Source organism: Kitasatospora sp. NPDC058063, assembly GCF_042885395.1.
Taxonomy (GTDB): Bacteria; Actinomycetota; Actinomycetes; order Streptomycetales; family Streptomycetaceae; genus Kitasatospora; species Kitasatospora lactacystinica.
The window spans coordinates 226,364-238,727 of the sequence record NZ_JBHVSD010000005.1; the positions used below are offsets into that span (position 1 = coordinate 226,364).

At 70.0% G+C, this 12,364-nt stretch carries 11 protein-coding genes and 3 pseudogenes; 8 read left to right on the forward strand and 6 right to left on the reverse strand.

The annotated features are described in order from the left end of the window. Positions 1-266 precede the first annotated feature (266 nt). A complete protein-coding gene (locus ACFVUY_RS10760) occupies positions 267-1,487 on the forward strand; it encodes a GNAT family N-acetyltransferase (protein WP_387729049.1) in 1,221 nt (406 codons plus the stop codon). A gap of 297 nt (positions 1,488-1,784) precedes the next feature. On the opposite strand, the gene ACFVUY_RS10765 is transcribed toward ACFVUY_RS10760, so the two are convergent. Next, positions 1,785-3,200: a hydrolytic protein gene (locus tag ACFVUY_RS10765; RefSeq protein WP_387684391.1), complete on the reverse strand. Its 1,416-nt coding sequence runs from the start codon at positions 3,198-3,200 to the stop codon at positions 1,785-1,787. Between the two features lie 215 nt (positions 3,201-3,415). Between ACFVUY_RS10765 and ACFVUY_RS10770 the strand changes: the two genes are divergently transcribed. Beyond that, a complete protein-coding gene (locus ACFVUY_RS10770) occupies positions 3,416-4,153 on the forward strand; it encodes a response regulator transcription factor (RefSeq protein ID WP_387684389.1) in 738 nt (245 codons plus the stop codon). A 58-nt stretch (positions 4,154-4,211) separates the two neighbouring features. On the opposite strand, the gene ACFVUY_RS10775 is transcribed toward ACFVUY_RS10770, so the two are convergent. The 3 genes from ACFVUY_RS10775 to ACFVUY_RS10785 are packed head-to-tail and all read right to left on the reverse strand — an operon-like array spanning position 4,212 to position 5,648. Then, positions 4,212-4,577: a VOC family protein gene (locus ACFVUY_RS10775; RefSeq protein WP_387684387.1), complete on the reverse strand. Its 366-nt coding sequence runs from the start codon at positions 4,575-4,577 to the stop codon at positions 4,212-4,214. A gap of 25 nt (positions 4,578-4,602) precedes the next feature. Then, positions 4,603-4,803 (reverse strand): DUF397 domain-containing protein, encoded by a 201-nt coding sequence (locus ACFVUY_RS10780; RefSeq protein ID WP_380357268.1) that lies wholly within the window; start codon positions 4,801-4,803, stop codon positions 4,603-4,605. Continuing rightward, positions 4,800-5,648 (reverse strand): helix-turn-helix transcriptional regulator, encoded by an 849-nt coding sequence (locus ACFVUY_RS10785; RefSeq protein WP_387729053.1) that lies wholly within the window; start codon positions 5,646-5,648, stop codon positions 4,800-4,802. Before ACFVUY_RS10785 ends, ACFVUY_RS10780 begins: the two co-directional genes overlap by 4 nt. Before the next feature lie 278 nt (positions 5,649-5,926). Between ACFVUY_RS10785 and ACFVUY_RS10790 the strand changes: the two genes are divergently transcribed. Genes ACFVUY_RS10790 through ACFVUY_RS10800 form a run of 3 tightly spaced genes read left to right on the forward strand, consistent with a single transcriptional unit; the run spans position 5,927 to position 6,710 of the window. Next, positions 5,927-6,295, forward strand: coding sequence for an ATP-binding protein (locus ACFVUY_RS10790; RefSeq protein WP_387729056.1), 369 nt, complete (start codon positions 5,927-5,929; stop codon positions 6,293-6,295). Continuing rightward, complete coding sequence (locus ACFVUY_RS10795) at positions 6,292-6,552, forward strand: hypothetical protein (RefSeq protein WP_387729059.1); 261 nt, start codon at positions 6,292-6,294, stop codon at positions 6,550-6,552. The genes ACFVUY_RS10790 and ACFVUY_RS10795 overlap by 4 nt, the downstream gene beginning before the upstream one ends. After that, entirely contained in the window at positions 6,540-6,710 is a 171-nt protein-coding gene (locus tag ACFVUY_RS10800; protein ID WP_387729062.1) for a hypothetical protein, read from the forward strand. The genes ACFVUY_RS10795 and ACFVUY_RS10800 overlap by 13 nt, the downstream gene beginning before the upstream one ends. Before the next feature lie 1,035 nt (positions 6,711-7,745). Here the strand turns inward: ACFVUY_RS10800 and ACFVUY_RS10805 are convergent. Beyond that, positions 7,746-8,121, reverse strand: a pseudogene (locus ACFVUY_RS10805) (hypothetical protein). A 53-nt stretch (positions 8,122-8,174) separates the two neighbouring features. After that, positions 8,175-8,768 (reverse strand): annotated as a pseudogene (locus ACFVUY_RS10810) (aconitase family protein); the annotation flags it as partial. Positions 8,769-9,182: 414 nt separating this feature from the next. Between ACFVUY_RS10810 and ACFVUY_RS10815 the strand changes: the two are divergent. The 3 genes and pseudogenes from ACFVUY_RS10815 (at position 9,183) to ACFVUY_RS10825 (ending at position 12,361) form a co-directional block, all read left to right on the forward strand. Then, positions 9,183-10,627 (forward strand): annotated as a pseudogene (locus ACFVUY_RS10815) (NF041680 family putative transposase). A gap of 285 nt (positions 10,628-10,912) precedes the next feature. Then, positions 10,913-11,674 carry a hypothetical protein gene (locus ACFVUY_RS10820; protein ID WP_387729065.1) on the forward strand — a complete coding sequence of 254 codons (762 nt, stop codon included), beginning with the start codon at positions 10,913-10,915 and terminating at the stop codon, positions 11,672-11,674. Positions 11,675-11,728: 54 nt separating this feature from the next. Further along, positions 11,729-12,361 (forward strand): AAA family ATPase, encoded by a 633-nt coding sequence (locus ACFVUY_RS10825; protein WP_387729068.1) that lies wholly within the window; start codon positions 11,729-11,731, stop codon positions 12,359-12,361. Positions 12,362-12,364 lie beyond the last annotated feature (3 nt).

Sequence of the window (12,364 nt, forward strand, 5' to 3'; positions counted from 1 at the left end):
AGCAGATCGATACACTCCGTGACCTCTCGCGGACGTTCTTGCCAACTAGCGCTTCCCGTTCGCCGGCCACCTGTACAGGTCCAGCATCACGTCGCCAACTACGACTTCCAGTCACCGCCCGGGTGAGCCCGCCGGCGACGTCCCGACGATGGCCCGGCGATGCCCCGCCCGCCGGTAATTCGGTTGACCGGGCAGCCCGGTCGCGCTGCACTTCGGGGGGCGCCGCGCGCGGTGGCGCCGGCAGTACGGGGAGGCAGCAGCACCGCATGGAGATCCGTTCCACGACCGACCAGGACCTCGACGTCTTCGTCGACACGCTTCACGCCGCGTTCGGGCGGTTCCCGGAAACCCCGAACGCGGACGGCGGCGGGGTCTGGTGGGCGGCGACCGAGATGGACCGCAACCTGCTCGCGGTGACGGCGGACGGGCGGCCGGTCGGCACCGCGGGGGCGTGCTCCTTCGAGCTCACCCTGCCCGGGGAGGTGGTCGTCCCGACCTCCGGGGTGACGTCCGTCGGAGTCCTGCCCACCCACCGGCGCCAGGGCGTGCTCACCGCGCTGATGCAGCGTCAGCTCGGCGACGTGCGGGCGCGAGGGGAGTTCCTCTCCGTCCTGCTGGCCTCCGAGGCCGGGATCTACGGCAGGTTCGGCTACGGTCCGGCGACGTACACCCAGCGGCTGACGGTGCCGAGCCGGCAGGCCGCCTTCGCCGAACCCCGGGCGCGGCGGGCGGCCGAGGCCCCGGCGGCCGGTTCGGTCGAACTGCTGCGGCGGGCCGACTGCGGGCAGATCGTGGAGGAGGTCTACGACCGTTACCGCCGCCGTCAGCCCGGTGCGCTGTCCCGGCCGCGCCGCTGGTGGGAGCTGGGCGCGGGGCAGGTCCCGATCGCCCCGACGCCGCGCTACGTCGCGGTCCACCGGGACGCCGACGGCACCCCGGACGGGTACGCCAGCTACTCGCTCGGCGACGACACCCTGACGGTGGACGAGACCGTCGCCGTCGACGACGCCGCCTACACCGACCTGGCCCGGTTCGTGCTCGGCCACGACCTGGTCTCCCAGGTCGTGTTCCGGCACTGCCCGCCGGAGCACCCGCTGCGCTGGCAGCTCGCTGACTTCCGCGCCGTCCAGCCGGGCGGCGAGACCGACTGGCTCTGGGTGCGGCTGCTGGACGTCCCGCGCGCGCTGACCGCGCGCGGCTGGTTCACCGACGGCGAACTGGTCCTGGACGTCGACGACCCGTTCCTCGGCGAGCACCACCGATACCTGCTGACCGTCCGGGACGGGAAGGCCGAGTGCGTCCCGACGGACCGGGAGCCGGACCTCTCCCTGGACGTCCGCGACCTGGGGGCGGTCTACCTCGGCGGCACCGCCCCGAGCGCCCTCGTCCGGGCCGGTCACATCCGGGCCCATCGACCCGGCGCGGCCGTCCTCGCCGACGCCCTGTTCCGCGCCGAGCGCGCGCCGCACTGCCTGCACTGGTTCTGATCCGGCGGCCCGCCGCCCGCGACAGACACCGAACGCCGGTCCCCGCCCTGGTTGGGCGGGGACCGGCGTTCGGCTTTTCCGGGCCGGGGCACCCCGAACCGCCCGTAGGGGCGTACCGGTTGCCCTCAGGGGCCAGGCCGGTTGCCCTCAGGGGCAGATCACGGCTGGTTACCGGCGGGTCGGTTTGGTTCGGACGGGTGCACGATGCAACAGTGTCCGTCGGGTATTGACATGGTCACGGGATGTGAGGGGAGATGCGGGGGAGCGGGAATTCGGAGACGAATGGGCCGGAAACGTTCAGTTTCCTTGCCGGATGTCGCTCAGAGTCCCGCTGACGTTGAGGAGTTCGTGGCACGTGGGCGCCTGCTTGCCCGAGGCCGGGGTGCCCGGAACCTCGCAGGTCACGCTCGCGGTCACCGCCTGGTCCTCGGGGACCTGAAGGGGAGTCACCCAGTGGTAGTCCTGGTTGCGGAAGGTCTCCAAGGCGATGGTGGTGATGGTCTTGTTGCCGGCCGTGATGGTCACCAGTCCCTGGTCGCCCTGGAAGTTGGCGACCACGAGGTCGGTGATGTCGAAGACCTTGCCGTGCGGCACCTGGTAACTGCCGGTCGTGGCCGCGCCGTTCTCGGTCACGACGTCGATCGTGGCGGAGCTCTGCTGGCCGGTCCCCGGCACCGCCAGCCCGCCCGGACCAGGTCCGCCCTGGCTGCCGGGGCCGGTGGTCGGCTTCCCGGCGCCCGGCTTGGTCTGGCCGCCCGGGGTGCTCCCGTTGGCGGGGCTGCCCGGTGTGTCACCGGCCGGGACACCGGCCGGCGGGGCCGGAGTGGCGTTCTGCTGGGCGACGGCCTTCTCTGCCGCCTGCTTCGCGGAGCTGCGCACCGCCGGGCGGACCAGGGCGAACCAGGCCAGCAGCAGCGCGATCAGCGCCGCCAGGAGCGCGAGCAGCCACTTCGGGAAGATCGGCAGCTGAAGGAACTCGCCGTCCAGGAGCGGCTTCTGGACGGGCGTCGGCGCGGTATCCGGTGCGGCTTCCGGCGCCTTGACCCCGTCCTTGCCGTCCTTCGCGTCCTTCCCTCCCTTGTCGTCCTTGCCGTCCTTGCCGTCCGCCCGCTCCTCCGGGCCCACCGTCACCTCGAACGGCCAGGTCGCCGGCTTGCCGAACCAGATCAGCTTGCGGGTGCGCGCCTGCACCCGCACCTCCCCGGACTCGCCGGGCTCCAGCCGCAGCTTCTCCGGCGTGACCCGGAACCGCAGGTCCTCACCGGCCTGTCCCGGCGTGAACGTCACACCGGTGGGAGCGTTGCCGAGGTTGCGCACCGAGGCCCGGTAGCGTCCGCGCAGCCAGCCGCGGCGACGGCGCGGGGCCAGCGCGGCCTGCAGCTCCTCGAACGGCGTCACGGTGACCGTGGCCTCCGGCACCGTCACCAGGTCGGGGCGCTCGACCGGCAGCACCCGGATGCCGAGCGGGAACTCGCCGGCCCGGGTGGCGGGGGAGCGCGGCGGAGCCAGCCGGACCGTCACGGTCTCGGACGTCCCCGGGTACAGCGACACCCGGGCCGGCTCCACCTTCGTCCAGCCGGCGCAGTCGCCGACCACCTCGAACGTGTAAGCCTCAACGATGTCAAGATCGTTGCGTACCGTCAGGGTCGTGGTGGCCACGCCACCGGGGGCCACCGTCAATGCTGGCAGGCCGAGTTCGGCGGATGTGGTCATAGCGTGACGGTAGGGCCGTACCGCGCCGGAGAAGAGGGCCGTACGGGCAAGCTGGGGGCCACACCCCTTGCCCGTACGGACCGACCGGAGACCCCGCCCGGTCCCGTCGCGGGCCCGGCCCGGCTCCGCGTGACCCGCCCCCAAGCCCCCGGCCGGCGCCGCCCCGCGGCGCCCGACCGTCACCCTCGCAGGCACTTGCAGAATGGAGCAGTTCGATGACGTCGACCGATACAACCCGTGAGGAAGCCGTCACAGCCCGCCGGACCACGGTGGCACCGAAGCCCGCCGGCGCCACCGTCCCGCGCGTGCCCGCCCAACTGCGCGGCAGGCCGGCCCAGGTGCGGGTGGCGGTCTACGCCGAGGACCTCATCCTGCAGACCGGCGTGGTCCAACAGCTGCGCCAGCGGCCCGAGGTGGAGCTGCTGAGCGAGAACGAGGCCGGGCGGGCCGAGGTCTCCCTGCTGGTGGTCGACGCGCTGACGGAGACGGTGACCGAGCACCTGCGGAGGCTGCGACTCGCGACGTCGGGCCGGATAGGCCTGGTGGTGGGGCACTTCGAGGCCGGCGGGCTGCAGACCATCGTGGAGAACGGGGTCGCCGCCGTGCTGCGGAGGTCCGAGGCCGACCAGGACCGGCTGGTGCACCTCATCACGGCCCTCGCCAACGGTGAAGGCGTGATGCCCGGCGACCTGCTGGGCGAATTGCTCGACCGGATCGGAATCCTCCAGCGCACCATGCTGGACGGGCGCGGCCTGACCCTCTCGACGTTAACCGCGCGGGAGGCGGAGATGCTGAAGCTGGTGGCGGAGGGCTTCGACACCAGCGAGATCGCCGCCAAGACCTCGTACTCCGAGCGCACGGTGAAGAACGTGCTGCACGAGATCATCACCCGCCTCGGCCTGCGCAACCGGGCCCACGCCGTGGGGTACGCCATGCGGCGCGGCCTGATCTGATGGCCGCGGTGCCTCGCCCGGCCTACTGGGCGGGCGAGGCACCGAGTGGAGCGGGGCCCTACTGAGGGGACATGACCTCGTAGAGGTTCCCGGCCTCATCGGTGAAGTACAGGCCGCGAGGGCACAACGGGTGGTCGATCCGACCGTTGCCGGGCTCACGGGGATCATTGCCGTACGGCACGTCGGCGTCGCGGAGCCGGGCGAGGACCCCGTCGAAGGAGGACGGGTCCACGTCGAAGGCCAGGTGATGGCCGACCGGGTTCTCGACGGTCATGAAGTCCAGGGTGAGGGAGTCGTTGACCCGCACCGGCGCGAAGTGCCGGTCGGCGCCCTGGTAGTCGAGGCCCATGACGGAGGCGAAGAAGCGGGCTGCCGCCTCGTTGTCCACGGCCGGAACGATGGTGTGGTTCAGGGTTATGGGCATGTGAGCCTGCCTCTCTGTTGGGTGATCAGAGCAGTCCGAAGTCGAATTCCCCGGTGGCGAGGGCGGCGATGAAGGAGGAGTGGGCCGCGCGGTCGAAGGCCAGGGCGGGGCCGGAAGGGTCCTTCGAGTCGCGGATGTAGGAGACCGGCCCGCCGGGGATGGCAACCTCGACGCAGTTCTCGTCTCCGCCGCTGTAGCTGGACTTCTTGAAGGTCGGCTGGGTCACTTGATCCTGTCTCTCTGTGCGGTGATGAAGGCGAGCGAGGAGTCGACGGACATGGCTTCTGCTGTGATCTCCTGGAAGTTCGACCTGCAGAGCTCCACGTCGGTTGGGTCCTCGACCCACAAGGAGCTCATCATTCCTTCGACCAGGACGACGTCGAGGTCCTTCCGCTGCGGGAACCCCATGAGCGTGAACGCTCCGTACATTCCCGGGTGGACTGCCCCGCCGATCGGCATGACCTGGATGTTGACGTTGGACAGACCGCTGAGGGTCAGCAGCCTGTCCAGCTGAGGGACCATGATCTCGGGGCGGTTCGCGTTCGAGCAGAGGGCCGCCTCATGGATGACGGCCCATACCTGCACGGGGTTCGGGCGCGTGAGGATGGACTGGCGCGCCATTCGAACCTGAACCAGGTCCTCGACGGTTCCACCGGACCGGTTGCGCAGGCGCTCGATGATGATGCGCGCGTATTCGGGGGTCTGGAACAGGCCGGGCACGAAGGCCGGTTCGTACGTCCGGTAGGTGGTGGCGTCGGCTTCCAGAAGGATCAGGTCGTTCGCCGTGGCGTTGATGACGTCGCGATAGCTCAGCCACCAGCCGCGCTTGCTCCCGTCCTTCGTGATCGCGATCAATCCGGCGCGGTAGTCCTCATCGTCGCAGCCGTAGTAGTCGAGGAGCTTGATGACGTCCTCGATCTTGGCTGCGGTGTGGGCGGTCTCGATCCGAGTGAGCTTGGGCTGGCTCATTCCGGTGGCTTCCGCGACCACCTCGGCGGTGAGCTTCCGTTCCTCACGGAGCTTCCGCAGTTCGCCACCGAGCCGTCGCCGGCGAACGGTCGAGACTGCCATGTTGTCCCCTCCTGAGCTGTCAGTTGACCAGTCTGCCCGGGCGAAGGGTGCCAGCGCTACCGACAACTGGCCGTCTGGATCGCCGAATTCAGGTTCGATTTGCATATATGCGATTTGTGGCGACGGAGTTGCGCCACGCATCGCATAGGCCCCATGCTGAGCGTAGCGGGTCGTGTGCGCTGCGTATGCAGCGGCCTGTGACCTGGCCGTTCCTCGGGCGTATCTGCCGGGGTCTGGCGACGAATGATCCACTTCACCCCCCCCACGGAGGTTCCTTCGTGTCTCCCCACGAAATCCCCCCTGACTGGTCGGCCGCGCGCGAGGAGTTGCGCGAGGCCACGGCGCGCGCCGGGTGGAAGCCCGACCTGGTCGCCGACGCCGAACTCGCGCTCCTCGAACTGTTCGTCAATGCTTGGCGCCACGGCGGTAGTTCGGCGCCGCTCGTCGTCATCGCGGTGCTCGACCACGTGCTGCGGGTCTCCGTCAGCGATGGGAGCCCCGTCGTCCCGATCCGGCACGACGGTTCCGACCTCCTCGCGGTCTCCGGCCGGGGCCTGCGCCTCGTCCGCTCCCTCACCGACCGGTTCGGTGCGGAGCCCCGGAAGTCCGGGAAGTCCTGCTGGTTCGAGCTGGACGCCGCCGCGTGACCGCCGACCACCGCCGCCCGACCGGGCCGGCCGACGCGATCATGCGCACCGATACCGATCCCGAGGTCGCCTCGTTGCTCGACGAACTCCACTCCCGCGGCCGCAAGTTCGGTCTGATCTGGCCCGCGCTGGCCACGGACCGGGTGGTCGACGGCCGCGTCCTGGTCCGCTTCGGCGCCGCTCCGGCCAGCACCGTCCTCAACCTCCTGGCGATCCTCCGCCACTACGACAAGGCCGAGGCCCCGTGCGACTCCTGATCGACCTCGTCCTTCCCGTCCTCCTGCTCCTCGCCATCGCCGTGGTCGGACTCGGCGCGGTCGCCGTCCTGCGGATGCCCCACCGCCCGGACCCCATCGCGACCCCCACCCCCACCCCCGACCGGGACTGCAACGAGGACCGTCAACCCGTGGCCTGAAGCCCCACCCCGCCCACGCCGCCCGGCCGGACCCGCCGGGCGGCGCAGGCATGCGCAGGAAGTCGACCCCGCCGACTTCCTGCGCAACCGACTTCTCAACTTGTCGTTTACGTCCGGCTTCGAACAGCCGGGTGGCATGCCCTTCCGCGCCCGGGCGGGCGCGGAAGGGCGCGAGCGGTCGTGTCGATGGTCAGCCGAGCCGCTCCAGCCACCAGAACAGGAGGCCGACGGTCCCAGCTCCCAGCGCGGACGCGGCTCCGCTGACCATCCGACTGACAAACTGCTTCTTGTAGCGTCGGACCGCGTTCTGGGCGACACGCGGACTGGGCCCCGCACCTGCCCCTTCCTTGGACATATCCTTCACAGTGGTGACCTCCTTGTTTGAAGCAACGGGTGATCGCCGAACGGGCCCCGACCCTTCTCGCCAAAGATCCGGTCGGGGCCCTTCTGCTCAATTCACACGCTAGGCGTGTATTTGCGGACCTTCAATTACCAGACGCGCGAATCACCCTAGTGTCGCAATGGATTTGCGCGTCCGTGACCTCAGCCGTGGGGCGGTCGCCCCTCGTCGAGGTCCTACACAAAGCGGCTCAACCACCGCACCGCCTCCGGGAGATCGCGCTTGGCGGTCTCGGTTGCGATCAACAGCTGCCGGATGGGGCACGGTCTTTGCTTCTGTCTGCTGGCTACGGCTGCAGACCAGGGCCACGGGCTGACGAAAGGAAAGCGAAGTCAGGCCATTCAAAAGAGCTGGATCTTGTATATCGACCTGCGACAAAATGGCACAAATTGGCCTGATGTCACATTGGGAATTCTCTGGGCGGGCGGCGGGTGGCGGTGATCTATTCCTATCTGCCCCGCCGGTGCATGCTCTGATTGTGCCACCTACTCGGAGTTGTGAAGCGTGGGCCCCGTCTTCCGGCAAATGGAGACGGCATCCGGGACGTACTCCCAGCCGGGTGTGAGGAGTGAACTCCCCCGCTACGACCGATGGCCCGCCCCCGGGAAGGGGGCGGGCCATCGGATTTGCGCTGGTCAGGCGACCGGTTGGGCGCGGGGCTTGAAGCTCGGCCGGGCCGCCTCGAAGGCCGTGATGTCATCAGCGTTCGCCAGCGTGATGCTGATGTCGTCCAGGCCGTTGAGCAGGCGCCAACGGACGTTCTCGTCCAGCTCGAATGCGGCGGTCACGCCCTCCGTGCCCTCCGCGCGCGCCTCCAGGGCCACGGTGATCTCGGTGTTCGGGCTGGTTCAGGATGAATGACTCGTCCTTGCGCCAGGCTTCGAACAGGCCGTCCTCGAAACCCGAGCGGGTGACCTTCTTGAGCCAATGGGCGGGGATGATCTGGTCGGTGTCCCCATTGCTGCGGCGCAGCGGGACGGCCCGGCCGGTGTGGGTGGTGAACTTCTCCATGGAACGTTGACGGTCGACAGGTCGGCGGGCGCGGCCAGGTGGCCCAGCACTGCGGTGGCGACGGCGACGAACGGGGTCGGCCGGCTGGCGTCGATCAGCACCTCGGCGTCGAAGACCGCGTCCTCGTCGGTGGCCAGGGTCTCCCAGTAGGCGACCGCGGCGTCCCAGTCCTCGCCCTGCGGGGCGTGCGGACGGCCCTGCATGTAGGGGAGGTGGTCCGGTCCGGGATGATCATGCCGGCCCGGGCGCCCGCCTCGATGGACATGTTGCAGATGGTCATCCGAGCCTCCATGGGTCAGGCCCTGCTGCGGTCCCACCAAGTGGACGACGCCCTGCTCGACGTTGCCCAGCGAGTGGATCCGGACGCCGAACTCGGCGGCGTTGCGGCGCAGGGTCTCCAGCTGCACCTTGGAGACCGGGTCCGCGATCGGCTTGTCGATGTCCAGGGTCGGGGTGTTGTGGTCCTCGGTCGCGATCGTGAGGTCGGTCCGGCGGACCTGGCGACCGGCCAGCCGGAGCCCGTCGAAGGCCTGCGGGCTGGTCACCTTGTGCAGCAGGTGCAGGTCGATGTAGAGCAGGTCGGGCTCGCCCTCGGCGTGCCGGACGACGTGGTCGTCCCAGATCTTCTCTGCCAGTGTCCGTCCCATCGCGTTCGATCCAGCCGGCCGCTCTGCCGGCCTGATCGTGGTCGTGGGGTGCCCGGTCCCCGGTGATTTGTCCGGGGTGCTCCATCCAGGGTGGCGGTTTTCTCGCGAGATTGAACTTGCGTCTCGCTCAATGAGACTGCAGTATCGGCATATGGACAACAGTAGCGGCGTTGGCGTTCTCGGCAAGGCCGCTTTGGTGCTCAGTGCACTGGAGGCGGGGTGTCGCGCGCCGTGCTCAGGTCGTGCCGGTTCAGGGCGTACTGCGCGGTAAGTCTCACCTTGTGATCTATCCAGCGGCCTCGAACAAGCGGCCCCAGTGATCACTCGTCCGGGTGTTCCCGGGACAGCAGAACGGCCTTCGCGTGATCCTGAACTCGACCAAGAAGTAGAGGACTTGACGCGAAGGCCGTAGTGATGAGTGTGGTGGAACAGGGCGTGCAGTGCGAGCCGTTCGCGGAACTGTCGCGCTTCCGGGGGGTCTTCTACGACTGCCTGGCCGGACGGCGCGACGCCCTGTTCGAGCTCACCGATGCGGTGCTGTGCACCGACGGCCCGGTGAAGACCCTGGTCGGCCTGGCGCTGGCTCCCGAGCACCGGCGCGGCCACGGCGCCCTGTACGGCGCGCTGAACCGGGGCCGCCTGGATGTCGACCGGCTGCGGGCCGAGCTGGCCGGCCTGCCGCTGCCCCGCGCCGCCGACGGCCGTCTGGTGCTGGCGGTGGACGTCTCGCCGTGGCTGCGTCCCGACGCCGACACGAGCGACGCCCGCTCGTTCTGCCACACCTACGGCCGTGGCGACGCCAAGCATCAGATGATCCCAGGCTGGCCCTACTCGTGGGTCGTGGCCCTGGAATCGGGCCGGACCTCCTGGGTCGATCCTCTGGATGCGGTGCGGCTGCGGCCCGGCGACGACCTCGCCGCGGTCACCGCCGCACAGCTGTGGGCCCTGGTCGAGCGCCTGATCATCGCCGGTCAGTGGAGTCCGGGCGACCCGTCGGTGCTGATCGTGGCCGACGCGGCTACGACGTGATGCGGTTGGCCTACCTGCTGCGCGACCTGCCCGTGGAGATCCTGGGACGTCTGCGTTCGGACCGGGTGATGCGCCGCCCGGCGCCGACCCGTGCGGAGTTCGCCCTCGCCAACCCGGTCGGCGGGCGGCCGCCCAAGCACGGCGGCGAGTTCATCTTCAAGGACGCCAGGACCTGGGGCGCCCCGGACGCGGAGACGAAGACGGAGATCACCCGCTACGGCACCGCCCACGCCCAGAGCTGTGACCGGCTCCACCCCGAGCTGCAAGGGCGCGCCGCCTGGCGGGACCACCCCGGCTGGCTCCCGGTCATCGAGGGCACCGTCATCCGCCTCCAGGTCGACCACCTGCCCAGCGGCGGCGACTCCAAGCCGCTGTGGTTGTGGTGGTCACGGCCCGTGGCCCGCCCCGCGGAGACTGGCCTGGCCTGGCAGACCTTCCTGCGCCGCTTCGACATCGAGCACTTCTTCAGGATGATCAAGCAGACCCTCGGCTGGACCGCTCCGAGACTGCGGGAAGCCGAGGCGGCGGACCGCTGGACCTGGCTGATCGTCACCGCCTGCACCCAGCTCCGCCTCGCCCGCTATCTGACCACCGACCTGCGACGGCCATGGGAGAAGCCGGCCAAACCGAACAAGCTCACCCCGGCCCGAGTCTGACGCGGGTTCCGACACCTGCACGCCAGAACCTCAACGCCGGCCGCAGTGCCGAAACCCGCTCGCTCCGGCCCCGGGCGCCCGCCCGGCTCCAAGAATCGCCGCCCCGCGAACCGCTACGACGTGGGTCTGCTCCTGGTCACCGGCGAGTCCTACCGCCGACCGGCTCACCACTAGGTCGGCACCAAACCACGCCGCACCGGATAAATCACAAGCTCAATGCCTGTGTCAGAGCCGTCGGACGCACCTGGGCCTTCAGCCCGCGGGTGGCCGGGCCGGGTGCTCGATGGTCGTGTCGCCGTGCCGATTCGAGACGGCTTGGCCGAGTCGACGTCGCCGGCTGTCCTCCATCGGAAGCGGGCTGGAAGGAGACATTCCGGGGCTGGTCAGGCCGACCGGCGGACCGGTAGCGTAGTGATCTTCGCCGGGGGCAGGTCGGCGGAGTCCTGAAGGTGAACGCCGATGACCGACGTGTACGTCCGACGTGCGGAGCTGCGCCTCGACGCGGCCCTGGAGGGCCTCGCTCTCGTCCTCCGCGGGGCGACCGCGCGCCCGGAGGAGCACAACTGCGAGTGCCATTGGGGCAGTGCCGAAGAGCTCGCCCTCCTCAAGGTGCCGGGTGTGCGGCTCGATCCCGACCTCCTCCGGCGGAGCTGGCAGGCCCCCGACTGGAGCGACCACGGCTCGGTGCTCCGCCGTGTCCTGCCTCAGCTCGCGTGCGCCGTCGTCGACAGCCGGTCCGAGTCGTTCCGGTACCAGGACGAGATCGGTCTCTCGCTCGCCCGCGGGCGCTGGCAGGAGTGGCCCCGGGAGCAGGCCGCGGCCGTTCGGGAGTTCCTGCACGCGTTCTGGGCCCACAGTCTCGTCACCTCCGATCCCCTCGCGAACGTGCACGGGACCCTCGTCCTGTGCGTCGAGGCGTCCGGTGAACTGAGCCCCTGGCTCGACGTCTGGGAGGCGCTGGAGCATCCGGCGGCCGACCGGAACCTCGCGGAGGCCGTCGACGCGTGGGACTACGACCTGCTCGTCGACCAGCTCCCCTGGAGCACCTGGCACGACAAGGACGCCATGGTGGCCGTGCTCACCGCCTGGCTCACCCGCCACGCCCCCGCCCGGCTGAGGGCGCACAACGCACCGGAGGACCTGCTCCACCGGCTGAGGCTGATCGGCCTCACCGGGCCCGACCGCTGGGACGATCCGCATTGGCCCCACTACAGCTATTGACCCTGGGGTGGCGCTCCGGGGCCGAGCGTTGCAGGGCGGAGCTAGGGTCTCCGTATGCTCCTGTGGATCAACGGCCCGTTCGGCGCCGGCAAGACTCAGACCGCGCACGAGATCCGGTGGCGCCTTCCCGGCAGTGTCATCTGCGACCCCGAGCACGTGGGTTTCGGCCTGCACCGGATGATGCCGCCGTCGCTGCGCGGGGACTTCCAGGACCTTCCCGCTTGGCGGCAAGGTGTCGTCGACGTGCTGGACCGCGTTCTCACCGATCAGAACGGTGTGGTGATCGCGCCGATGACGGTCGTGGAGCCGGTGTACTTCCGGGAGACCGTCGGTCGGCTGCGGGAACGCGGCCATGACGTCCGCCACTTCACCTTGCTGGCCGAGCGCGCCACGGTGCTGCGACGGCTGCGTGAGCGCGGTTTCGGGCACGTGGTGCGGTTCGTGGCCGGGAAGGACGCCCCGCTGCGCAGGGAGAGTTTCGCCGTGTCGAAGCTGGACCTGTGCCTGGAGCGTTTGCGCGAGGAGGAGTTCGCCGAGCACGTGTGGACCGACCGGCTGACGGTCGCCCAGGTGGCCGACCGCATCGCCGCCGCTTCGGGGCTGACGCTCGCTCCGAACACCGAGGGCGTTCTCCGGGGGCGCGTCCGCCGGGCCTGGACAGGGGTCCGGCACATCCGGTTCGACTGAGCT